Origin of the sequence: Bacillus sp. EKM202B (assembly GCF_011066025.1) — a bacterium.
Classification (GTDB): Bacteria; Bacillota; Bacilli; order Bacillales; family Bacillaceae_G; genus Bacillus_A; species Bacillus_A toyonensis.
On record NZ_JAAMNK010000048.1, the window covers coordinates 1 to 24,821 of the forward strand.

The window sequence follows — 24,821 nt, forward strand, 5'->3', positions numbered from 1 at the left end:
TTTACTTCATATAAATGTTGACGTGATTGCTTAATACGTTTCATATCACGTTCAAGTACGCGAGAATACGCTTTAAATTCTTGTCCAAGACGAATTGGCACCGCGTCTTGTAAATGTGTACGACCCATTTTAATAACATGGTCGAACTGTTCTGCTTTTAATTCAAATACGTCATGCATATAACCCATCGTTTGTAATAAGCCTTCTAATGCATTTAATGTAGCGATATGAATCGCCGTTGGGAATGCATCATTTGTTGATTGTGCCATGTTTACATGACTGTTTGGACTAATATAATGATAGTCTCCCTTTTCCATTCCTAATAATTCAAGAGCGCGATTGGCGATGACTTCATTTGCATTCATGTTCATTGAAGTACCTGCTCCGCCTTGGATTGGATCTACGATAAAATGATCATGCCATTTTCCATCAAGAATTTCTTGAGCAGCTTCTGCGATCGCGCCACCCTTGTTCAATTCCAATCTTCCTACATCTGTATTCGCAAGCGCTGCTGCTTTTTTTACAATCGCGAATGCTTGAATTAAACCTTCATGAATTTTGTAACCTGTAATTGGGAAGTTTTCTACTGCACGCATTGTTTGTACGCCGTAGTATGCATAATTTGGTACTTCTTTTTCACCTAAAAAATCTTTTTCAATTCGCACACCATTTTTAACTTCAGTTAATGTTGCCATGATTATTCACTCCTTAACGATTTCTTATGCTGCTTTTGTTTCTTTGACTGTTTCTACATATTGTTTTGCTTTCTCATTATCGAATTCGCCTTCCCACTTCGACATAACAATGGCCGCTAATGCATTTCCTAATACATTGACAGATGAGCGAATCATATCTAAAATGCGGTCAATTCCCGCAATTAACGCGATACCTTCTAGTGGTAACCCCATTGAACCTAACGTTGCTAATACAACAACGAACGATGCACCTGGAACTCCCGCCATACCTTTGGATGTTAACATGAGAACGAATAATAACGTTATTTGCTCCGTCAGTGACATGTGTACACCATACATTTGTGCAACAAACAATGCCGCTAACGCTTGATAAATAGCCGATCCAGTCAAGTTAAATGTATAACCTGTCGGAATTACGAAAGAGGCAACTGCCTTTGGACAACCGAACTCTTCCATTTTTCTCATTATATTAGGTAAAACAGCTTCTGAACTTGCTGTCGTAAATGAAAGAATAAGTTCTTCTTTTAAAATTTTTATTAATGTAAAAATGTTTACGCCAACCATTCGTGCATTAATACCTAATACAATCACAACGAATAGTATAACAGTTACGTATACAGCTAGCACTAGTTTTCCTAACGGAAGTAGTGTTGCTACACCAAATTTTGCAACCGTAACAGCAATTAATGCGAATACACCGAATGGTGCAAACTTCATAACTTGATTTGTAACCCAAAACATCGCTTCGAGTACACCTTCAAAAAAGTTAAAGACAGGTTTTCCTTTTTCTCCAATTGCCGCAACTCCTAAACCAAATAACACGGAGAAGAATATAATCGGTAATAAGTCACCTTGTGAGATAGATTCAAATACGTTTTTCGGTACAATATGAACAATCGTTTCAGCAAATCCTTTCTTCTCTGTTGCATCTGCAGTTTGTTTATAAGAAGAAATATCACTCTGCTGTAAATTACTCATATCAACGCCAGTACCTGGTTGGAATATATTCGCTGCAAGTAATCCCATTAAAATAGCAATCGTCGTAATAATTTCGAAATAAAGAATTGTCTTACCGCCCAGTTTCCCAAGCTTTTTCATATCTCCCACGCCAGCTACCGCAACAATTAATGCTGAAATAACAATTGGTACTACAATCATCTTAATTAAGTGAATAAATATATCCCCAATTGGTGTGATATAAGAAATCGCCGTTTTATTGCCATAAAAGACTGCCCCTACTACAATCCCTAAAACAAGCGCGACAAAAATTTGTGTTGCCAATCCGAATTTTTTCATTTATGTTCATCCCCTTCATGCGAACGCTTTCAATTTGAATTTATAAAAGCTACTCACACATCATATAAGCGAACCTACAAAATCATACAAAAACCTACAAGTTTGTCACAAAAAATTCAAATATTTTTCTTCTATTTTTCATTGACACCATTTTGTTAAAAAACGATAAAATATACTTGATAAGTAATCAGATTGTTTCGTATAATCAAAAAGATATATACTTAAAACAAATCGAAATGAAAAGGAGTGGATAGTATGAAAAACTACACAAAGCAATTCGTCCTATCTTCTTCTTTTCTTTTTCATTTTCTTAAAAAGGAACAAAGGCATTCGCCTTTGTTCCTTTTTTATTGCGATCTATATAGGGGGAATTGTTATGAGGCCATATAAAAGAGTTTTAATAAAACTAAGCGGCGGCGCTCTTGCCGATCAAACTGGAAATAGCTTTAACTCCAAACGATTAGAACATATCGCAAACGAAATTTTATCCATTGTTGATTTAGGTATCGAAGTATCCATCGTTATCGGTGGCGGTAACATTTTCAGAGGTCATCTAGCTGAAGAATGGGGAATTGATCGTGTAGAAGCTGATAATATCGGTACGTTAGGTACGATCATTAATAGCTTAATGCTCCGCGGTGTTTTAACTAGTAAAACAAATAAAGAAGTACGCGTTATGACTTCCATCCCTTTTAACGCAGTAGCTGAACCATATATTCGCTTGCGTGCAGTCCATCATTTAGATAACGGTTATGTCGTTATTTTTGGAGGCGGTAACGGGCAACCTTTCGTTACGACAGATTACCCAAGTGTACAGAGAGCAATCGAAATGAATAGTGACGCCATATTAGTCGCAAAACAAGGAGTAGACGGTGTCTTTACAAGTGACCCAAAACATAACAAATCAGCGAAAATGTATCGAAAGCTGAACTATAACGATGTTGTTAGACAAAACATACAAGTCATGGACCAAGCCGCTTTATTGCTTGCTCGGGACTACAATTTACCAGCACATGTCTTTAACTTCGATGAGCCTGGGGTGATGAAGAAAATATGTTTAGGGGAACATGTGGGGACGTTGATTAATGATGATGTTTCGATGCTTGTGCATGAATAATAGTTATTTCTCATGAAAAGGGTGTCTATAAAAGACACCCTTTTCATTAACCTTTATAAATAAAAATCAGCCAATCCCCCCAACTTCTCCTTACAACGCTCCCAAAATGATAACTTCTCAAAAAATTCTTTCGTCATTTCTTTCGAATCATGAAAATCTTGCGTTAACGCCTCATTCACTTCTGAGACGATAGATCCACCATGAATATACAAATTCATCTCATCATTAATATAGAAGCTACGTGCAGTAAAGTTCGTTGTACCGATAACAGTTAATTCATTATCAATTAACATTAACTTCCCATGAAACATTCCTTTTTTATACCCATATACAGTAATCCCATTATTAACAGCTTGACGTATGTATGGATACGCCGCTTCTTTTATAAGAGGTAGATCTGGTTTATATGACCAAAGTATTTTTACTGTAACACCACGCTTTTGTGCTGCGATTAAAGCATTCATGGATTCTTTATTTTTTGCTATAAAATACGGCGTTGCAATTACAATGGAGTGTTGAGCTTGTTTTATGAGCTCTATATATTTTTCAGCAACGTAATGCCCATTGTAACTAGTCATAGTATGTAATGTATTCCCTTTACTAGCTTTATTCGTACTCCTCTTTATATCTTCTTTCGTATCTCGTTTCCAATCTAAAGCGAATTGCTGTTCTAAATCTTTTGCTCCTTCTCCTTTAAGCCGTACATGATAATCACGCCAATATCCAAATCGCTTATCTTTCCCTAAGTACTCATCTCCTATATTAAATCCGCCTGTATAGCCAATCTCCCCATCAATCGTCGTAATACGGCGATGATTACGATGATGAAGAGAATAAAACCCGAATGGTAATTCAGGTTTTCTACTATATGTAAAATGCACACCACTTTCCTGCAATTCATTTTTCATCTTTCTTTCAAATGATAAATCATTAATGCGATCAACCGATAAATAGACGTTTACTCCTTCTTTTGCCTTCTCTTTTAATAAGTTTAAAAAAATATGACTACTTTTATCATCCGACAAAATGAAAAAATAAGTGTAGATGGAGCTTTTCGCTTTTTTAATATCTTCAAATAGCTGCTCATATAATGACTTCCCTTCTACATATAATTGAAAGTCACTATAATGAGGTGTATACTCTGTCGGCATGTTTTTCCCAGCTTCCATTTTCCTACCGAGGGTAACATCGATATGCATCCAAATTAAAATAAAAACGAAAATAGCAATAATAATAGAAGTAACTCGTAATATTTTTTTAATCATTTTGATTTCCTTCCGATCATTTTCTTTCCACCCTTCTATTTTGTCATTCAAGTTTAGATTTCATGCTTCATACAAAAAAGGATGCGACTTAACGTCACACCCATTTCACATTAAACAAAATTCCTCGCATCATTATTTCTTCCAAACTTATAAATTGCAATTAAGAAAAATGCTATTGCAAAGGCGAATAAGATTAAAATATTCAAATACAACTCAGAGAATGGAATACCTTGCTGTAGTTTTGCTATCGTATCTAGTAACCAGCGCTGCGGTAGGAAATCAGCTACTTTTTGTACCGCTTTTGGCATAATGTCATATGGAAAATAACATCCAGCAAGCAAACATGTTGGTACTATCACTAGATTTTGCATTGCATTTGAAGCAGCCGAACTTTTTGAAAAAGACACAATGACTAATGATAAACCAATTGCAATTAAAGCGAATATCATAAGCACACCAATCATTACTATGAAAGGCATATTAATATTTGTATGAAAAACATTCGTCATAAATAATACTGCAATGACAATTTGCAATGTTAGTATCATCATATTTACCGCGACGTTGGACAATATAAATTTCTTTCCATCAATTGGTGTTGATAATAATCTAAAGTACGTTCTATTCTCTTTTTCTTTTAAAATAAATCCTGATAAGTTCACTGCTGAAAACAGCATAAACATAATAAGGTAACCCATCGTTTGGTTTGTCATATCTTTATTTTTCGAAGTATCTTCTAGCGTCTCAGTTTTCATTTTAAATGAACTTTTTTGATACCCTGCGTACATACTATCAAATGTACTTTGATCTGTTCCTGCTACTTTACTAATAGCTGCTACATTATCAATATAGTTATATAAATATGATTTTATAAATGCTGTTACTTGATCACCTTTAATCGATGCAATCTCGATATGATTAGGTTTCCCTTCTCGAACACTTTTTGAAAAACCAGAATGTAATGTAATAACTCCATCAAGTTTTTTGGAAGTGAGTTTATCTTCTACTTCCGACTCCTTAACCTTACTCACTTTCACATGATTTAATCCTTCTAAAAACTTTATCGTATCATTTGCTATCGGCTCATTTTCTTTATTTACAATCCCGATATTTAACGTACCTTGCCCCGCATTTCCGTATATCGAAAAAGAGATGAGCGTTCCGATTATCGGCAAACTAATAATAATGAATAATCCTTTTTTATTTTTCAAAAGGACAGATAGTGTTTTTTGTATGAGCCATAAAATATCTTTCATACTATAGCCCCTCCCGTCTACGTAATGCAATAATTGCAATTAATAAAAAGAGTGCTGAAATCCCAAGATTTAAACATATTACCGGCAGTGCCGCTCCTACATCGTTTGCATAAATAATTTTCATGACAGCTGTGTTTGCCCACGTTAATGGTGATAAGTTCGTAACGAAATTTTCTTCTACTACGAAGTATGCACCACCAAAAATAGAAGCTAACTGTATAACAACAAGAATAATTGCTCTCGATGATTCAGCTGTTTTCGTAATATACCCGATCCCTAAACCGAAGCTAATTGCTAGAAAGACTTGTGTTAACAAAATAATAAATATAATTCCAAGATGGTCGCCCCAATTCGCTTGAAATACAAATTTGCTAAATAACATGACAAGTAATACGCAAAGGGCGTTTGCTACTAGGCTACCAAGTACTTTTCCAATGAATATTTCAGCCTTACTTATAGGCGCAGCAATGAGACGATCTCCTGTTTTACGTATTCGTTCTCCTCGAATTAAAGAACTCGCTCCCATCCCAGCATATAGTGCGATCATCGTCGTCATTACAACCGCATAGTAATCCATAGAACCTGGCTTTTTCGCAGCTTGTAAAGATGTTTCTTTTATATAATCATTATGATTCCCATTTGAAATAACTGCGCTCACCTTACTAGGATCTACTTTTGCCACTTCGGTTGCTACATTGTACTTATCAACAAATGTTGTAAGCATACCTTCCACAATACTTCCCTCAATACTACTTTTGTCACTTCCGTAAAACTTTGCACCATCTTTATTTAATTCTACATAAGCAGCATATTTATTTTGCTTCACTGCCTCTTTCCCATCTATACCTTCAGAAGCTTTTTTAAAATGAATACCCGATTTATCGACTTCTTTCGTAAATGCTTCAAACGATTGAGAAAATGTGCTACTCGCTTCATCTTTATATAGCACTTGTATATCCTTAATCGATTGACTATCACTATTAAATGCATTCGTTAACGCTGTCCCTAGCACAAGCATAAGCACAATAGGAAATGCTAACATAAAAACTAAAGTTCTTACGTCCCTGAAATCTCTTTTAATATGCATAACTGCAATATTGAAGATGTTCAATTGATGAACCTCCCTTTACCTTTTCTTCATTTACCTTTTATTTATCTCGTAAGTTTCTTCCAGTCAACGTAAGGAATACTGTTTCTAAGTTTGGAGCCTGTTCCTCTAACGAACGGATTTCAATGTCATGATTAATGAAATGCTGAATAATTTTATTTAAATTGTTTAATCCTGCATCCGAGTTTACTTTAATTACGTTCTCTTCAATTTGAACAGCTTTCACACCGTTTATCTCTTTTAACTGCTCTACATCTAATTTTTCTACCGACTTTACTTCAATCCAAATATCTTTCGTGTCGGTAATAATTGCTTTTAACTGTTCTTTCGTTCCTTCTGCAATCACTTTACCGTGATCTACAATTGCTATTTTCGTACAAATCTCTTCTACTTCTTCCATGTAGTGGCTCGTGTAAATAATGGTACTTCCCATTTCATTTAATTTTCGAACAGACTGGAGAATATAGTTTCTTGACTGTGGATCAATTCCAACTGTCGGCTCATCCATAATAATTAACTTCGGTCTATGAGCGATCGCACAAGCGATATTCAGTCTTCGTTTCATCCCGCCAGAAAAGTTTTTCGGGTAATTTTTATGTTTATCACTAAGCCCCACAAATTGAAGTGCTTCCTCTACTCTCGCTTTTAATTCAGCTCCTCTTAACCCGTAAAGTCCAGCAAAGAATTTCACATTTTCATAGGCAGTTAACTCTTCATAAATTGCAATATCTTGCGGAACGATACCAATATTCATCTTCGCAAACCGATTATGCTTCTTTATATTTTTTCCTAATATGCTAATTTCACCTTCATTACTTCTTAACAACCCAGCAATCATATTTATCGTTGTACTTTTACCAGCACCATTTGATCCTAAAAATCCAAATATCTCTCCTTCTTTAATAGATAAAGACATATTATCAACTGCGATGAAATCACCAAATTTTTTCGTTAAATTTTTAATTTCTAATGTATTCATCATTTCACCCCTATTTCGGTTTCTCTGCTATTTATTATAAACAAAAAAAATGAACCTGCTCAGTGCAGAAGTTCATTCTTTTCACATGAGATTATTCACTTTTTTCATATGAGATGATTCATCTTCGTCCCATTCTTTTATATCGGCAGCAACATTGTTACTGAAAAACCACTTGTCCCATCTACAATAATTTTTCCGTTTACTGATGCCGTTCGCTCCTCCATCCCCATAATTCCGAGACCTTTCTTAACGAGAGCTGCACCTTTTCCGTTATCCTTCACTTGTACTTTCACCATCTTGTTAAGTACATGAATATCTATGGAAATGACTGTCGCATCAGCATATTTCATTGCGTTTGTAAGTGCCTCTGTAACATTTTCACCGATAATTTTCCACTGAATAGGAGAAATCATATCTAAGTTACCTTTATATACGAAAGGAATATTTACATCATGCTTACCGGCAAATTCCTCTATGAATAATTTCATACGATGGATACCAATTTGCTCAGTTGGTGGCTTCATATTTTTTAATGTAATGCGAATACTTTCAATTCCATCTTTTGAAATGTGAATTGCATTTTGTAATAACTCGGCAGATTTTTCTTTATCTATTTCCATTAACCTCTTTGCTGCTTCCATTTGAATTAGTGCACCCGTCATCGAGTGGCCAATTTTATCATGAATTTCTTGTGATAGCCGGTTTCTCTCTTCTAACTTAAATGTGTATTCTGATTGCTTTATGTACTCTTTATTTTCATGTAAGCTTTTCGTCAGCCGCTGCATATCTTTTCGCATCTTATCATTTTGTGATTCAAGCTTTAATACACGCGATATATACCGTTCTGCCATAGTTAATACAATGAAAGAAAATGCAACAATTAATCCATATGTCATTCGAATACTTTCATCTGTAAAGATAATAGGAATCATCATAACGATAAAGAGCTGCCATTTCTTCTCTATATATCGAAATACAAGTTCATATAAATTCAATGGTAAAAACAAAATAAAAAGCGGATGAATCTTCCATGTAAATAACATAACTACGCCAATTGACACAGAAGTTAATATGTTTTTGTACGTATCTTTTTTAAATATAGAAATCAGTACGTTTACAGAAAGATATAAAAGCAAAGTAAATATAATCCATGGTAAGTTCGCGACATTTAAATAAATGTAACTAAACACAATATATATAAAAACAATTAATTTACTTACAATTAACCAAAATTCCATATCATTAATCTACTTTCCCTGTTAAGTAATAAATCGCAATTTGTGTGCGATGTTCTAGTCCAGTTTTCCCTAAAACCGATGTAATATAATTTGCGATTGTTCCCTCTGATATGAAAAGCTGCTTCGAAATTTCTTTATTCGAGAAACCTTTCGCAATTAATGCGATAATACTAAGCTCCCTTTCTGTAAAAAGACTCTTATCTATTTTACATTCTTCCTCTTTACTTTCCATTAAATTAGATTTAATTTTATCAAGTACTACATCTTGCATAACAGTTTGACCGTTATACACTCCTTTTATCGCATCACGAATACGTTCCGGATCATTATTTTTTAATAAATAACCTTTTGCTCCGTTTTTTACTGCGTCCAATATATATTCATCATCATCAAACGTCGTTAAAATAAGCGGCTTCGTTTTCGTCTCTTCACAAATTAACTTTGTCGCCTCTACCCCGTTCATGTTTGGCATGCGGACATCTAAAAGCACAATATCGACTTCATGTTTCTTACAATATGCTACAGCTTCTTTTCCATCATTTACAGTATCTAACACTTCAAACTCTTCGTATGTATTTAAAATAATTTTCATGCCTTCTCTAATAAAAGAATTATCATCTGCTATTAATATTTTAATTTTCATGTTTGTTAGTATGGACGTCCTCCTACTAACATTCACATCCTTTCTCCGCGTAACATTTCCTCTTTGCTCATTATATACTCCTTTTTACCATTTTTTCACACCTTTTTTCATATAGCCTCCTTTCTAAAAATATATTATTCTTTTTTTACAACATGTGTAGGGTGACTTATCATTTCTTACGTCTATATAATAGAATGCGTCAAAAAGGAGGGAGAGACCCATTGAGGAAAAACAATTAATTGAAAAAGCACAGCAAGGAAGCGAACATGCTTTTCGTATCCTTGTACAAACGTATCGTCATTATATTTTTCAAGTTATCTTTTCTATTTTAAGACATGAAGAAGATGCGAAAGATGTTACACAAGAAGTATTCGTAAAAATTCACGCCTCTCTCCCAAATTATCAATTTCGCGGATTAAAAACGTGGATGGCGCGTATTGCCACCAATCACGCTATTGATTATAAAAGGAAGAAAGCTAGAGAACACGAAGAACTCTCCTTATGTAAAGAAACTGAGGAAAATATAAAATCCTCTCATAACATTGAAGCTTTACTATTGACGAAAGAGCAAAAATTACTCATTGCTCAAAAACTAAGAGAACTTCCTGAAAATTACCGTGATGTCGTTCTCTCGCATTATTTAGAAGAAAAAAGTTATCAAGAAATTGCTTTGCAGGAAAACATCGAAGTGAAAACAGTCGAAATGAAACTGTATCGGGCAAGAAAATGGATTAAAAAACATTGGAAGGAGGAAGAGTTTCTATGATGCATTATTCAAAAGAAGATTGGCGCAATTATACATTAGATTTTATAGAAAGCAATGAACGTGAATCTATGGAAGAACATCTTTTTGAATGTGATTATTGTTTAGCACTTTATATGGAAAGTATTGATGAACAACATGAAAACCTTCCAATGATAAATGATGATTCATTTACGAACGAAGTTATGACGCAAATTAATTTTGAAACACTACAGTCTAATGAATATATAAAAACAAACTCACTAAAACGCACAATTATTCACTACATAATTGCGACTGCGGCTACAATTATTTTTATGGTAAGTGGTTTATTCCAATATATTTTTACAGCGACATCAAATTTCGAGAAATCTTCAAAACATAACGAGTCTTCTATCTCACAACAAATTGTAAACAAATCGGTAGACACATCAACAAAGGACGGAGGTTCAAAGCATGAATAAAAACCCCTTTTTAGCACTTGTATTAGGGCTAATTCCTGGGCTTGGACATTTATATTTAAAGAAGTTTGGACGGTTTATTTTATATAGCGGAGGGGCTGTATTTCTATTTATCTTTGCAGCATTTTGCACAATAGCATTAGGAGAGCGTGATATTGCTTTTCTTTCTCTATTTTTACTAGTCGTGTTATGGGCGATCAATTTATTAGATTTAGTTATCACTATTATTAATCAATCGAAAAAACAAGCGGCCGGAGAATTTACAGAGTCCTCTAAAGAGAGCGAACGATTTTATATCATTCTTCTATCAATTATCCCTGGACTTGGTCATTTTCAATTAGGACTTATGCAACGTGGCCTTACATTTTTAGTAGCTTGTACAGGAATCGGAAGTATGATCATTTTCGTTGCCCTTTTAACATCTCAAGAAAGTTTCCTTATCTTTCTCGTGACGTTACCTGTTTTATGGATTTATAATTTCTTCGATGTTGTTCAACAACTACAGAAAAAAGAACGCGGAGAGCAACTAGATGACCGTACTATTTTTGAAGAGTTTGAAGAGCACCGAGAACAAGGAAAGAAAAATAAAACATTCGCTTCCATTTTAGCGATGTTTCCTGGAGCAGGACATATGTATTTAGGCTTACAGCGCCGTGGTCTTCAGCTTATGGCAGCCTTTTTACTATCCATTTATTTGCTCGACTTATTAAGACTTTCTGCGTTTTTATTTTTAGTACCAATCATTTGGTTCTATAGCTTTTTTGATGCGTTACAGCAAACTGCAAAATACGGAAAAGAACGTGTTAATGACGAACCTATCATAGATTATTTTATAAATCATCAAAGATGGATCGGTATCGGATTAATTGTATTAGGTGGTTATTATTTATTAGATCAAACAGTCCTTCCTATTTTGAATGACTATTTTGCAACTATATTTAATATTCATCTTAGCGAACTATATTATCGCTATTTCCAAACGTCTATCGTTGCTCTCCTTTTAATTGGCGGCGGCTTTAAATTGTTACTTGGAAATAAAGAAAATAAAGGTGGTACAAACGAATGAGAACATGGCGCGTTGGAACATTCTCAATGGGGCTTTCCATTATTACATTAGGTTGCTTCTTACTATTTTCAGTCATTAAAGGCACCCAAGTATTGGATACATTAACAGCATGGTGGCCTGTTTTACTTATTATACTTGGCGCTGAAATTTTACTATACCTTCTATTTTCTAAAAAGGAACAATCATTTATTAAATATGATATTTTTAGTATTTTCTTTATCGGCGTTTTAGGAAGTGTTGGAATTGCTTTTTACTGTTTATTATCTACTGGATTACTAGACGAAGTTCGTCATTCTATGAATACAACGAGGCAAACGAGTAATATTCCAGACGGACCACTTGATATACCTGAATCTATCAAAAAAATCGTAGTAGATGCAGGACATCAGCCTCTAACGATAGAGGGAAATAATACAAATCAAATTCATCTTTTGGGAACGTATGAAATGACGACGAAAGCAAATGAAAAACTCAATTTAAAACGAGATGATTTCCTTTCCGTTCAAACGGCTGGAGAAACGATGCATATCACATTAAAATCATTACCTGTTCAGCATACGTTATTTAACTCGGCACCACAGGTGAAACCAACGCTTGTTCTTCCGCAAAATAAAAATGTGGAAATCCGTGCTTCAAATAACGAACTATCTCTTTATCCAGGTCAATTACAAAATAATTGGTTTGTACAAGAAAGCTCAAGAGTGTCTGTCCATCTTGCAAAAGAGAGTGATGTATCTTTAACAGCAGTAACAAATCAAAAAGAAACACATGGAAACACACCTTGGGAACAAGTTGAAGATTTAACGAAAAAAGAAAATAATACTTCAGAAGAAAATCCAGAATTAATCGACCGAGAACATTGGTATAAAAATTCGATTAAAACTGGAAATGGAACGTACAAATTAAATATTGAGAAAGCTTATAATTTGAATATGAACGTTATCGAAAAATAAGAAAAACCTTCCACAAATGTGGAAGGTTTTTCTCATATAATCGCTTTAATTCCTTCTAAAATTAAGCCAATCATAAATCCGCAAACAGCCCCGTTCACTCGGATCCACTGCAAATCTTTACCGACGTTATTTTCGATCATTTCAATTAATGTTTTATCGTCTAGTTTATCAAGGTTTTCTTGTACAAGTTTTCCAATTTTCGAATGATTCTTTTCAACAAGTGTGACAACTTGCTTTTGTAACCAATCTTCTATTTTTTGAACCGTCACTTCGTCTTCTTTTATTTTATTCATTTGCGTTTGTAAAAATGGAATAACATATGTATCAGCAAATTCTTCTTTGTTTACAAAGGTAACTGCTCTTTGTTGTACTTGCTCCAGCATCTCTTTTATTTTGTCAGTAGCATCCCAATTCGCAATCCATTTTTCTTTCCAATTTTCTAATTCCTGTAGTAAAGCTTCATTTTCTTTCACATTTATAATTTCTTGACGAATCTTCGCTAATATAAGTTGTCTTGTGATATTATCAGCATCTTGTAAGCTGTTAATATTACTAATGATAAACTTCTGCAAAATGCCGCCAATTTTATCTTCATCTACAATATTCATAAACGATTTCAAAGTAAACTGTAAGAATCCATCTACTTTTATGTTTTCCATCGCCTTCATACCTAAGCTTCCAAGCTGGTAACGAGCTTCATCTTGCGCTGTCCAATCTTTCACTTTTACTAATATGTAATCAAGTGTCTTTTCATCATATTCTTGCACAACTAATTGATCAACAAGCACTTGTAAGATGTTACTCGTATTAATTGTATGCAAATATGTTTTAAATTCTTTTTCAATAATAACAGCTAACTTTTCTGTATCTATTGAAACAATCGCTTTCTCAGCAATCGTTACAATTCCCTTTTTCACAGCAGCAGACTGCATTTCTCTCTCAGCAATTTGTAGCACCATTTGCGCTAACTGCATTTCTTTTACTTTATTCGTAATACTTTCTTTCGTCAGCCACTCATTTTCTAACGTATGAATGAGCCCTTTCGTTACTCGTTTACGGTTTTTAGGTAACAAAGCTGTATGCGGAATTGGGATTCCCATCGGATGACGAAATAATGCTGTAACCGCGAACCAATCCGCAAGTCCGCCAACTAATCCAGCTTCAAATCCCCCTTGTATAATCTCTCCAGCTATCGTTCCTTGAAAAGGGATAGAAGCAGCAAAGCCTACTCCCATAACCCCAAGCGAAATACCCGCTATATATTTAGTCTGTAATGACATCGTATACACACATCCTCTTATTATGTAAAATAAAGCTGTTTTGTTATATTTATTCGATATTAGTAATCCTTCATATCTATACTATAAAGAACTATTGTGAAAATAACAAAGATTTTTATGTACATGAAAAAATGAGGCTACAACTAGCCTCATTTTTCTTATATTGTTAATTCCAAACCTTTCTTATAATACCCATTCATCACATCTTCTGGAACCATGCTCCCACCAGTTCCCCACACAATATGAGTACCTTTTTTCACCGTCTCTGTTAACTGTTGCTTTTGTAAATACTCGTTTTCATTTTTACATACATTCACTGGCCCAACCATACCAGCTAATGCAGAAGGCTCTAAATTAATATTTTCCTTATCAGCCAGTTCTTTTAATAATCTATATAACTCTTCATCACTTACTGTGTAATTTCCGTTCAAAAATGGTTCTATCGTTTTACCGACAAATCCAGACGGTCTTCCTACTGCCAGTCCGTCCGCGTCTGTTATATTATCAATCCCGATATCTTGAACGGCGATTTTATCATGAAGTCCTGTCATTAACCCGAGTAACATACATGGAGAATGTGTTGGCTCTGCAAAGAAACAATGGACGTTGTTTTTATACAATAACTTTAAACCAAATGCTACCCCGCCAGGTCCCCCACCTACTCCACACGGAAGATAAACGAATAAAGGATGTTCTTCATCTACTATAATCTCTAACTCTTCTAATTGCTTTTGTAAACGAGATGCTGCTACTGCGTATCCTAAAAATAAATCATGTGAGTTTTCATCATCTACAAAATAACAGCTAGGATCTGCATCTGCTTGCTGACGCCCCTCTTCTACTGCTTTACTATAATCAGCTTCATATTCAATAACATTTACACCTTTATTTCTTAATAAATCTTTTTTCCATTCTTTTGCGTCTGCTGACATATGGACAGTTACGTTAAAACCTAGTTTCGCACTCATAATCCCAATACTTAGCCCTAAATTACCTGTAGAACCTACCGCAATTGAGTATTTTGCAAAAAACTCTCTACATGTGTCACTATCTAAAATAGAATAATTATCTTCCTCTGTTAACATTCCATGCTGCAGAGCTAATTGTTCAGCATGTTTCAACACTTCATAAATCCCGCCCCTAGCTTTAATTGATCCTGATATCGGAAGATGACTATCACATTTTAATAGTAATTTTCCTAGTATAAGTTGCCCGTAATTTTTCTCTAAAGACTGTTTCATTGAAGGTATTTTTACTAAAGGTGATTCTATAATACCATTCGTTTCTTTCGTTTCAGGAAAAACTTTCGCAATATATGGTGCAAAACGCTTTAATCTCTCTTCCGCGTCTTTGACATCTTCTTCATTAAGTGGTGAAGCTGTTATTGCTGTTTCATATTTTTCTATATTCGGGTTTATCCAAAATATTTCTTCTGTTGCAATAAGCTTGTTAACTAATGGATACTCTGCTTTTAATACCTCTATTTCCTTCATTCCGTTTCCTCCTCATATCCTTGTAGCTTGCTATACAATAAATTATAATTAATTTTAATATAGTTTAACATAAATTATTCATTTTAGTTAATTTTAATTTAATTTATTTAAATATAATTTAATAATCATTAAGGAGAATGTTTTATGGAAAATATAGATATTGGTAAAAAGATTGAAAAGCAAAGAAAAGAAAAAGGTTTAACTAGTAAACAACTAGCAAATATGGCTGAAATTACACCATCTATGTTAAGTCAAATTGAGCGTGGTTCTGCTAACCCTTCCATTCAAACGTTAAAGGTACTCGCAAAGGCACTGGATGTTCCAACATTTAGTTTTCTACTTGAAGAAACAAATACAGACGATTTAATCGTGCGCTCTCATAAACGAAAAAAAATGATTATCGATAATTTATCATATGAAATGCTATCGCCTGATTTCACAGGTAATTTAGCAACAGCAATTATGACTGTTCCCCCAAATACTTCTTCATCAGATAATATTCTAGAACATAAAGGTGAAGAATTAGCATTTGTATTAGACGGAACAATTACATTGTATTTAAATGAAGAAGAGTACACATTAGAAACTGGTGATAGTGTAAAAATACCTGCTTATTTAAAGCATAAATGGGTAAATCAATTCGAGAAAAATGCAATTGTCTTATTTTCTGTTACCCCGCCGATTTTTTAATATATAAAATAAAAATAGCCACGCACGGATACTCTCCGTACATGGCTATTTTTATTTTTTCGGCATGAACAAAATGCCTAAACTAATAACACAAAAACTAAGTATTTGCTGTATTGACAGGCCAAATAGAACCGAGTTTTGTTCACTAATAAGCGAAATAACAATATGAGCAGTCCCCTCACAAATTAGAAAAACACTTATATTTTTTCCAGTTCCTAATCTTTCATTTTTCATCCATAACAAACCAATTACACAAAGGGCGAGGATGATCTCGTATGCGAAAATAGGATGATATAAAAATTTAGATTCATATATTTTCATTCCCCATGGTAGTGTCGTTTGTACACCTACTTCTCGATGGAATAGAAAATAAAAGATACTGCTCACGCACAATGCAAAAGGCAATGCATCAAGTAAAATATGAAGCAAAAATTGCTCCTTTTTACTTTTCCAAACAATGTATGCACTCGCAATTATGCCCCCTATTAAAATGTGCTGCATGCTTCCTACAGCTAGTAATGCTTGCAATGGCGACCTAAAAGCCCATACTGGATTTAAAATTGCCGGTGCAAATTTCCATACAAATACGATAATAAGAAACGCATTTGTTACAGCATCCATCATTTTTTCATACGGTACATTTTGATGCTTCATCTTTCGTTTCATCAGCATAAATCCAAATAGACTTCCAATTATAAGAGATACGGGTTGTAACCTCATGATCCACTCCATCGCTGCAAAATCCCCTCTTAACCCTCAATTAATTTTTGAAATTTCTTTTCTAATTGATCTGGAGGTAATACCCCTCGTACATGATCTACTATAATTCCATCTTTATTAACAAAAAATGTCGTTGGTAAAGAAAATACTTTATAATCTAATCCAGCTACTCCATCCATATCTAGAAGAACTGGAAACTCAAATCCATAGCGATCCGCAAATGCAGTTGCTTCTTGTACTGGGTCACTAACAGTTGCATTTACTGCAAAGATTTCAATATCCTTTTTATATTTGTCATAAAAACGAACTAAGTCAGGTGCCTCCATTTCACATGGTCCACACCACGATGCCCAAAAATTAATAATATATGGTTTTCCCTTCGCATCATTTAGCGAATACAACTTTCCATCTAATCCTTTTAATATTATATTTGGTGCTTTAAATCCTATTTGTGGTAATACTTCTTTCTCTTTTAACTCCGCTTGTTTCGCTTTTCTTTCCTTTTCTTCTTTCTTTGAATTATAAAAGTTAACACCCGCCCAAACGAGTGCTCCTACTAATATAATAGCAATTAGTTTCTTCACTTTTCTTCCTCCTCATTTTTTAAAATCCTGTAAATCCACCAAATAGGCGAATAAAGAACGCTGTAATTTTCGTCATTTGATTTGTATACAATAAAACACCTGTTACAATCATCATTACGCCGCCAATTTTCATCATGACATTGGCATATGTAACAATCCACTTTACCTTTCCGATAAAGAATGCCATCACGAAAAATGGAACTGCAAATCCAAGCGTATACGCTGTAATATAAAGAAGTGCCCCTTCAGGATTCGTCGCACCAAGCATGAGTACAGCTGAAAATATCGGCCCAACACATGGCGTCCATCCCGCTGCATATGTCATACCGACTAATATCGAACGAATATATCCAGTCGATTTACTTCTATACTGCACCTTTTTCTCTGCCATAAGCCACTTAGGCTGAAACAATCCAGTCATAAATAACCCCATCAAAACAATAAAAACCCCACCAATTTGTTGAATCAATTTTTGGTTAGATGAGAATGTTATTCCAATCCAGCTTACCGACAAACCTAACGCATAAAATATAACCGAAAATCCAATCATAAAAAATACGGTATGTATAATCGCTGATTTTTGCATAATCCCACGATTCTCTTTTAAATCTTGAATTGAAACACCTGTAATATAAGATAAATAAGATGGATATAGAGGTAAAGAGCATGGCGATATAAATGACAATACTCCCGCCCCAGCTACAAGCCAAATTGTTAAATCTGCTGCGTTCATTTTATTCCCCCTAAAAACACTACACCTAGTAGTGTTAATTGTTAAAAAAAGAGGCTATATGCACTCTCCGACAATAAGTACAATCGACATACAGAATAAACCTAGCGTTACATATACCGAATTTGTATGTAACGGGATAGTAAGCTTCACAACTTTTTCATTTAACACTTGCTCAATTCGTAAATTTATTGCTGTTTTTGCAAATGAAGCTGTCACACATCGATTTTCCATTGTCTTTATTTTAATTAATTTTAATAACGCGCTACCTAACTCGAATGAGGATTTCATTTTTTGCATCGCATATTTATCTGCTGCTAACTCTTGATACGTATGGTATCGCTGTAGCAGCCCTTTTAATATCGGGATGTACAACATTCCTTCTGCTAATAACGTAAAACAAAATAATTTTAGTGGATCCCGATTGTTTTGATGATATTCTTCATGAAAAACAATCGCATCAATTTCTTCCTCTGAAAACGTGTGAATTATCCCTTCTGACATGACAACTTTCGGACGAAATAATCCAATTGTAAATGCTGCAATTTCCTCGGTCGGTAATATATATATTTGTTTTCCTTTTCTAATAAAAGGTACAAGTATTTTTTGTAATTTTTTACTATAGAAAAATTGCCGCCAAACTCTTTTGCACACTATCAGTACAGTAAGTAATAATAATCCAGCTATTATGATACGAATCAACGATAGTTCTTTCATATGTTTTTCTAACTGAAACAAGCAAAACTTTGAAAGAAAGAACGCCTTATTTTGAAAAAGAAATGGATATGTAACGTAATACGTTAACATACAAAAAAAGAGAGTACTAACAATTACTGCTAACAATACGATTTTACGCATTTGCCATTTCATTTTATCGATCCTCTTTTTTTAACTGACTCAATTTATCTTCTAATTTTTTTAGTAAAGTCGGATCAGCCTGCTCTAACTCATCTAACATATGATTTACAACTAAATCTCCAAATTCCCCCATTAATTCCTGCGTCATTTTCTTCGTTTGATTGGATAAGAATTCTTCTTTTGTTTGTACAGCATGATATATGCCACTTCTTCTCACAGTCTGTTTTTCTAAGTGTAGTTTCTCTACTAACCTGTTCATAACTGTCATAACAGTATTAAAGTTCACCGGTGATTCTTCACTTAATTTCTGCTGTACTTCTTTAATGGTAATACCTTCAGTGGACCAAACAATCTCCATTATTTTCGCTTCAAGTGGTCCAAAGAAGTGATTTAACCCTTGCTCATTTAACTTATAATTTTGAGTAAACATAGTATGGCTCCTTTCACACTACAGATTGTAGTACAAATTAAATGAAAGGTCAAACACGAATGATATAAACTGCTATCCACTAATTATGAATATCCATTCATTGTAAACCTAACTTCTCTCCAAATGTATCAAATAGATACTGCTCTAATATTTGTACACTAAACTTCTCATTACGCCCAAGTGCAAATAATTCCCGATTTTTCGCTACGATAGTGTCTAACGGAATAGCTACATTATCCACTATTTTTGTAATTTCAATTATATTACTTTTCACATTGACTTCCGTTTTAAATTCAACATTCTCCAATACTATATGTGAACGTCTTCCTGATGCAAAAAAAGTAAAGTTAGGATTTTTAACGACGCCAATTTCACTCTCTAATGCATATAAATAATGAAAAATTATATCTCTATGTCCATCTTTTATTACTTTTTCATCCTTCTCATCATCTAAGTATTCTTTCAACTTCGTTGTAAATTCAAATCGAAAATCCACTTTTTTCACGCTCCTTTTTTCATTCTATACCGAATAAATATATTAATATAATTTTACCATATTGTAATACAAGTTCCTATAAAAAGTAAAAAATACGTTTGTAAAATCCCTAGTATTTCCGACGCCTTTATAAAATATATACACTCATTCAATATTAATTAATGAGTCGTTATATCCATTTAACCATATTGTTTCCATATTTTGAAACAATAGTATGCAATATTATATATCAATAAACTGTTTCTAATTCGTCACTCTATATAATCATCGTTCCCTTTACTATTCCAATATATTTAAACTGTATTTTCTCTTTATTCATTACATTAGAGAAGGAATGTAACTCTCTTCTATCGAATTTTTACATAACAAAAATGATTAGGTGGTGCTTTACTATGAAATTAGCTGTCATTGGTGGTGGTGATTTACAAGATTTAAATCACTTTCATATTAATGAACGACTTATAGAATTAACAAATAAACAGTACCCAAAAATATTATTCATTCCAACAGCTAGTCATGATGATGAAAGCTATATAAAATTATTTTTAGACACGTTTGAAAACCAATTCCATTGTGATGTACAAATTTTACGTACAATAACCGATATGCCTTCTAAATATGAAATAGATGAGATGATTCATTCAGCCGATTTCATTTACCTTGGTGGTGGAAACTATGTTGAAATGCTTACACAATGGAAAGAACATAAACTAGATGAGAAATTACTATTGGCTCTCGAGCAAGGAACACTCATTGCAGGGTATAGTGCTGGTGCTATGTGTTGGTTCACATCTAGTATCCGATCAGATTATGAAGGTTCTGGTTATGTAGAAAGTAACGGCTGGGGGATTGTTAACAAAAGGTTTTGCCCACATTATAATCAATTAAATAGAATGAATGCTTTTCATTCCTTTTTACAAAATCACCAAGGTAATATAGAGGGGATTGCACTAGAAGATGATTGCGCTTTATATATTACAGAAGAATCCTTTGAAATTATCGGTGCACCAGAAAAAGCGTGGGAGTTTTATATGAGTGATAAAAAACTTATTAGACAACATTTTGATATCACTTTAAAAAGCTATTTATAAAGTGAAACTTTAATCAGTGGGGGTTTTCTTCATCCCCACTAATTATTAGCCCTCATCAATCAGGCTTTTGCGAGATAAACATACGCTTCAAAAAAATGTCCCTAAGTATAATAACTTAGGGACATTTTCACTATTTAACTAACTAATCGTGTAATTCGTTTCTTCTGCCATGAAAGCTTATAATATGCATACTGTAATATGAGACTAACAATAAATGCTGCTGGGTATCCAATCCATATCCCTTCAATTCCAAGGCTTGTATGGTAAGAAAGATAATATGCTACTGGTACTTCAACTAGCCAAATTGATACAACACCAATAACAGTTGGCCATAATACTGTACCACTCGCTCGCATTGTCGCACTAATAATTTGTGCATGACCGAAAATTAAATAACTCCATAATGTAATCATAACTAAACTATGAGCAATATCAATTGTAGTTTGACTCGTTAAAAATAGTGATAAAATGTCTCTTGAGAACAAGTAAATAAGAGATATTAACATACCACCGATAACATAGTTCATAATAATTCCAGCCTTTACAACTTTCTGCAATCGATCAAATTGATTTGCACCAATTGATTGTGCCGCAAAAATAGAGACTGTAATGCCAAGGCTAACGGCTGGCATTTGTACATAACTGGCAACTTGATTCACGACGCCATAAGCAGCTGTTGCATCCGAACCATAACGATTTACAAACGCGATTACCGCAATTTCAGATAATGAAACTAATATCATATTAATACTCGCTGGAATACCGAGTCGTAGCAATAGCTTTAACAACTCACCATCCATTCGAAGGTATTTCCTTACCGTTCCATCTAGTTGTAGTGGATGATTTTTCTTCTTTAAATACACTAGCATGACAATAAACGTAATAACTGTCGATATAACAGAAGCATATGCTGCTCCATACACATCTAATTTCGGAGCTCCTAACCAGCCAAAAATAAGAATTGGTAATAAGATCATATTTAGCGCTGTACTTACAATTAAAAAGTAAAATGGCGTTTTAGAATCTCCTGTCCCTCTCATAAATGTTGTGTATGCAAAATATAAAAATAATACTGGCATCGATATAAATAAAATTCTTGCATAATGTACACTTATTTCAATTATATTTTCTGGCGTTCCCATTAGACGCATAATATCCATTGCAAAAATACTGCCTATTATCGCCAATGCAATTCCGATAATAAACGTAAATGTAAGTGTCGTACCAACGATAGCTTTTAAACGATCTTCATTTTTAGCGCCAAACGCCTGACCAATTAAAATAGAACTACCCGACCCAATTCCAATTACGAATGAAACGAGTAGGAAAAATAACGGAAAGAATGCTGATATAGCTGCTAAATCATTGACACCAAGCCATCTCCCTACTACGACCATACCAAATAATTGTCCAACTGATTGAAGTACATTACTTAATAATAGCGGTACTAAAAACATAGACATCGATTTCCAAATCGGTTTACTCTCACTTTCTAACTTATGTGACTCCACACCTTCTTTATTGTTATCTGTAGGTGGTTTCAAATTACATTTCTCCTTTTATTAAAAATCTTTTTTCCATCTCTATCTCTTTGTATAGTTGTTATAATGATTTGCTTCTATTCATTTTCTTTCCGCATTATTATAACTTCACCCAATATTGACTTCCATCTGCTGTTCTATCTAAAAATCCATATTCAATTAAATATCTTCTTAAAGTCACGAAATCTGGATATACATTTTCTAAAATTGTATTCACTTCTTTTTCGGAATACTTTTGATTACTATCAAACTTTTTCACTAAGTGACGTAATATAATTAATTTACGCTTTTGCTTCTTCGGAAATTTAGAAAGCGGCCCATCTAATCCATCTATAAAATGAGTTTTTAATACTTCATCATTTTCTTCTTCCGTAATATTGTATCGATCATCCACCATCGTTGCTGTTCTATGAATTGGTACAAATTTCGTTTGTACCTTCGATTTTTCTTCTGATAATTCCATTAACGCTAAAAATACTTTTGCTTGCTTCATCTTCTCTCGCAATGTAAAACGATGATTACGAATCGTCGATGTGCTACCGCCGTCCATCTCTTTTACAATTTCTTTATCATTCAGTCCCATATGGAAAAACTGAACCATCTTCTTTTGTAAATCGGTTAAACCAGTAAACTTCTTATCAAGATTTAATAAATAATCAAACATAGACGTATGCTCACTATGCATATGCAATTGGACAAACTTCTCTGCTTCATACAAAACTTGATTATGTTGATAAATAACTCCTTTAATAAACGCTTCTCCACATGCTAAACAAATATACTCCTCTGCTTCCTCATCAAACACATACCCTTTTTTCAGTTCCTCTACCGACGCATCCCAAAACTTCTCTGAAATATCGTTCACACTAAACACTCCTTCAAAATGTTTATTTAAAAACAAACAAATTACAATTACGTTTATTATCACTTCATCATCTTAACATACATAAATCAGACATTTCAATGTTTCGTTTACCTATTTTGCAAACTTTTATAAAATCATCTATAAATTTCTCAAATAACCGCTAACTATAATGAAATTATTATTCCATGGAGAAACTGTAATAACTTAATTAAAGTGATATCCGAAATGAAACAAACCCTCTATTTACCCCCTATCAAATATTCCATTTTAACTACAAAAAAGGCGCTTCCTTTTATGGAAGCACCCTTTCATCTTTTATATTTTTTGTAAACAACCTCTACTAAAACTTTACTTGTCTCTATAAATACATGTTTTCGATTTCCATCCTCAACCATTTTATTTGAACAGCCACTCATAATCATTATACAACTAAATATGACTAGCGCTACATTTCTATTCTTATAAGCCACTTCATGCCACTCCACTATAAAAAAACTTTATTTACATTTATCCTATCAAAAAATTTTACACGAATAACAAACCCCAAAAATATGCAATCTTGCATATTTTCGCGATTCATTAAGATATTGTGATTTAATTTATTTAAAGAACACTTTTATCGAGGTGACTTACTTGAAATTTAAAGCAAAAAAAAATCCATTTCACGTCATTTTCATTATATTATTTATAATTTTTTTTTTCATTTCACTATTCTTCCAAAATGAAAATTCTATTTTTTTTACTCTTATGATGCTGTTAAATATCGTGAATCTTTCTTCATTCTATTTTTCACACTATAATATAACGAAATCATCAATTGTTGTAAAACACGGGTTCATACTGCGCACTGAAATTCCATTTGAAGACATTCGTCACATTAAATACTCTGGCAAAAAACTCCGTTCAGAAAAATGGACTCGACAGCAATTAGAAATTGATTACAATTTATTTGATTCCGTGAAAACTTTCGTACCACAAGACGAAGAAAAATTCATTTCACTCTTAAAAGAGAACTGCCCACATATAAAAGTAATCCATTCGACCACTACCAAATAATATTTCAGAACCTACAGTTGTGCAGTTGAAGAAAACATAAAAAGGGATTAAAATTTATATGTGAAAAAAAGCCCAGATTCGAAATTTCGAATTGGTCTTATCCCTGTCAAGTAGACAGTATTAAAAAGACTAAGCAGCCATCGAGATTCGATATTCTATCGGAGCTCG

General features: G+C 33.6%; 26 protein-coding genes. 8 read left to right on the forward strand and 18 right to left on the reverse strand.

Going from position 1 to position 24,821, the window contains the following annotated elements; translation table 11 throughout:
• Together G9F74_RS27745 and G9F74_RS27750 are read right to left on the reverse strand one after the other, a co-directional pair.
• The coding region (locus G9F74_RS27745; protein ID WP_242474259.1) for a lyase family protein at positions 1–695 on the reverse strand (695 nt) is incomplete at its 3' end.
• 24 nt (positions 696–719) lie between these two features.
• Positions 720–1,991, reverse strand: a complete 1,272-nt coding sequence (locus tag G9F74_RS27750) for a cation:dicarboxylate symporter family transporter (RefSeq protein ID WP_000713298.1) — start codon at positions 1,989–1,991, stop codon at positions 720–722.
• 376 nt (positions 1,992–2,367) lie between these two features.
• On the opposite strand from G9F74_RS27750, the gene pyrH reads away from it, so the two are divergent.
• On the forward strand, positions 2,368–3,108 hold the full coding sequence (pyrH, locus tag G9F74_RS27755) for a UMP kinase (RefSeq protein WP_001248057.1): 741 nt from the start codon (positions 2,368–2,370) through the stop codon (positions 3,106–3,108).
• 53 nt (positions 3,109–3,161) lie between these two features.
• On the opposite strand, the gene G9F74_RS27760 is transcribed toward pyrH, so the two are convergent.
• The 6 genes from G9F74_RS27760 to G9F74_RS27785 form a co-directional block, all read right to left on the reverse strand.
• Entirely contained in the window at positions 3,162–4,373 is a 1,212-nt protein-coding gene (locus G9F74_RS27760) for a phospholipase D-like domain-containing protein (RefSeq protein WP_000591925.1), read from the reverse strand.
• 110 nt (positions 4,374–4,483) lie between these two features.
• Positions 4,484–5,629, reverse strand: coding sequence for an ABC transporter permease (locus tag G9F74_RS27765; protein ID WP_000651853.1), 1,146 nt, complete (start codon positions 5,627–5,629; stop codon positions 4,484–4,486).
• A gap of 1 nt (position 5,630) precedes the next feature.
• Positions 5,631–6,740 carry an ABC transporter permease gene (locus G9F74_RS27770; RefSeq protein WP_001020185.1) on the reverse strand — a complete coding sequence of 370 codons (1,110 nt, stop codon included), beginning with the start codon at positions 6,738–6,740 and terminating at the stop codon, positions 5,631–5,633.
• A 37-nt stretch (positions 6,741–6,777) separates the two neighbouring features.
• The gene (locus G9F74_RS27775) at positions 6,778–7,716 is read right to left on the reverse strand and encodes an ABC transporter ATP-binding protein (protein ID WP_001093807.1); all 939 of its coding nucleotides are present in this window, start codon (positions 7,714–7,716) and stop codon (positions 6,778–6,780) included.
• A gap of 137 nt (positions 7,717–7,853) precedes the next feature.
• Positions 7,854–8,954, reverse strand: a complete 1,101-nt coding sequence (locus G9F74_RS27780) for a sensor histidine kinase (RefSeq protein ID WP_000397635.1) — start codon at positions 8,952–8,954, stop codon at positions 7,854–7,856.
• Positions 8,955–8,958: 4 nt separating this feature from the next.
• The gene (locus tag G9F74_RS27785; protein WP_000694089.1) at positions 8,959–9,597 is read right to left on the reverse strand and encodes a response regulator transcription factor; all 639 of its coding nucleotides are present in this window, start codon (positions 9,595–9,597) and stop codon (positions 8,959–8,961) included.
• Positions 9,598–9,874: 277 nt separating this feature from the next.
• Between G9F74_RS27785 and G9F74_RS27790 the strand changes: the two genes are divergently transcribed.
• Genes G9F74_RS27790 through exsE form a run of 4 tightly spaced genes read left to right on the forward strand, consistent with a single transcriptional unit; the run spans position 9,875 to position 12,819 of the window.
• Positions 9,875–10,363, forward strand: coding sequence for an RNA polymerase sigma factor (locus tag G9F74_RS27790; RefSeq protein WP_073990713.1), 489 nt, complete (start codon positions 9,875–9,877; stop codon positions 10,361–10,363).
• Positions 10,360–10,803 (forward strand): hypothetical protein, encoded by a 444-nt coding sequence (locus G9F74_RS27795; RefSeq protein ID WP_000972343.1) that lies wholly within the window; start codon positions 10,360–10,362, stop codon positions 10,801–10,803. Before G9F74_RS27790 ends, G9F74_RS27795 begins: the two co-directional genes overlap by 4 nt.
• Positions 10,796–11,866: a hypothetical protein gene (locus tag G9F74_RS27800; RefSeq protein WP_001039103.1), complete on the forward strand. Its 1,071-nt coding sequence runs from the start codon at positions 10,796–10,798 to the stop codon at positions 11,864–11,866. Before G9F74_RS27795 ends, G9F74_RS27800 begins: the two co-directional genes overlap by 8 nt.
• Positions 11,863–12,819, forward strand: a complete 957-nt coding sequence (exsE, locus tag G9F74_RS27805; protein ID WP_001261438.1) for an exosporium protein ExsE — start codon at positions 11,863–11,865, stop codon at positions 12,817–12,819. The genes G9F74_RS27800 and exsE overlap by 4 nt, the downstream gene beginning before the upstream one ends.
• Positions 12,820–12,851: 32 nt before the next feature.
• Here exsE and G9F74_RS27810 read toward each other — a convergent pair whose 3' ends face one another.
• The gene (locus G9F74_RS27810) at positions 12,852–14,099 is read right to left on the reverse strand and encodes a DUF445 domain-containing protein (RefSeq protein ID WP_016108139.1); all 1,248 of its coding nucleotides are present in this window, start codon (positions 14,097–14,099) and stop codon (positions 12,852–12,854) included.
• A gap of 158 nt (positions 14,100–14,257) precedes the next feature.
• Entirely contained in the window at positions 14,258–15,592 is a 1,335-nt protein-coding gene (locus G9F74_RS27815; RefSeq protein ID WP_000658443.1) for a D-serine ammonia-lyase, read from the reverse strand.
• A gap of 144 nt (positions 15,593–15,736) precedes the next feature.
• Here G9F74_RS27815 and G9F74_RS27820 point away from each other — a divergent pair, with 144 nt between their 5' ends.
• Positions 15,737–16,282, forward strand: coding sequence for a helix-turn-helix domain-containing protein (locus G9F74_RS27820; RefSeq protein WP_000427659.1), 546 nt, complete (start codon positions 15,737–15,739; stop codon positions 16,280–16,282).
• A gap of 51 nt (positions 16,283–16,333) precedes the next feature.
• Here G9F74_RS27820 and G9F74_RS27825 read toward each other — a convergent pair whose 3' ends face one another.
• The 6 genes from G9F74_RS27825 to G9F74_RS27850 form a co-directional block, all read right to left on the reverse strand.
• Positions 16,334–17,014, reverse strand: coding sequence for a prolipoprotein diacylglyceryl transferase family protein (locus G9F74_RS27825; protein ID WP_000454793.1), 681 nt, complete (start codon positions 17,012–17,014; stop codon positions 16,334–16,336).
• 17 nt (positions 17,015–17,031) lie between these two features.
• Complete coding sequence (locus tag G9F74_RS27830; protein WP_016108138.1) at positions 17,032–17,586, reverse strand: TlpA family protein disulfide reductase; 555 nt, start codon at positions 17,584–17,586, stop codon at positions 17,032–17,034.
• A gap of 19 nt (positions 17,587–17,605) precedes the next feature.
• Positions 17,606–18,319 (reverse strand): cytochrome c-type biogenesis protein CcdA, encoded by a 714-nt coding sequence (gene ccdA / locus G9F74_RS27835; protein ID WP_000990446.1) that lies wholly within the window; start codon positions 18,317–18,319, stop codon positions 17,606–17,608.
• A 54-nt stretch (positions 18,320–18,373) separates the two neighbouring features.
• Positions 18,374–19,186 (reverse strand): M56 family metallopeptidase, encoded by an 813-nt coding sequence (locus G9F74_RS27840; RefSeq protein WP_000871944.1) that lies wholly within the window; start codon positions 19,184–19,186, stop codon positions 18,374–18,376.
• 1 nt (position 19,187) lies between these two features.
• Positions 19,188–19,604: a BlaI/MecI/CopY family transcriptional regulator gene (locus G9F74_RS27845; protein ID WP_000495072.1), complete on the reverse strand. Its 417-nt coding sequence runs from the start codon at positions 19,602–19,604 to the stop codon at positions 19,188–19,190.
• Between the two features lie 97 nt (positions 19,605–19,701).
• Positions 19,702–20,100 carry a DUF3942 family protein gene (locus tag G9F74_RS27850; protein ID WP_000347531.1) on the reverse strand — a complete coding sequence of 133 codons (399 nt, stop codon included), beginning with the start codon at positions 20,098–20,100 and terminating at the stop codon, positions 19,702–19,704.
• A 392-nt stretch (positions 20,101–20,492) separates the two neighbouring features.
• Between G9F74_RS27850 and G9F74_RS27855 the strand changes: the two genes are divergently transcribed.
• Complete coding sequence (locus G9F74_RS27855; RefSeq protein WP_000762103.1) at positions 20,493–21,191, forward strand: peptidase E; 699 nt, start codon at positions 20,493–20,495, stop codon at positions 21,189–21,191.
• Between the two features lie 134 nt (positions 21,192–21,325).
• Here G9F74_RS27855 and G9F74_RS27860 read toward each other — a convergent pair whose 3' ends face one another.
• Positions 21,326–22,735 carry an MATE family efflux transporter gene (locus G9F74_RS27860; protein ID WP_016108137.1) on the reverse strand — a complete coding sequence of 470 codons (1,410 nt, stop codon included), beginning with the start codon at positions 22,733–22,735 and terminating at the stop codon, positions 21,326–21,328.
• A gap of 97 nt (positions 22,736–22,832) precedes the next feature.
• A complete protein-coding gene (locus G9F74_RS27865) occupies positions 22,833–23,597 on the reverse strand; it encodes a DUF2087 domain-containing protein (protein ID WP_000997950.1) in 765 nt (254 codons plus the stop codon).
• 633 nt (positions 23,598–24,230) lie between these two features.
• Here G9F74_RS27865 and G9F74_RS27870 point away from each other — a divergent pair.
• A complete protein-coding gene (locus G9F74_RS27870) occupies positions 24,231–24,653 on the forward strand; it encodes a PH domain-containing protein (RefSeq protein ID WP_000669051.1) in 423 nt (140 codons plus the stop codon).
• The last annotated feature ends 168 nt before the right edge of the window (positions 24,654–24,821 follow it).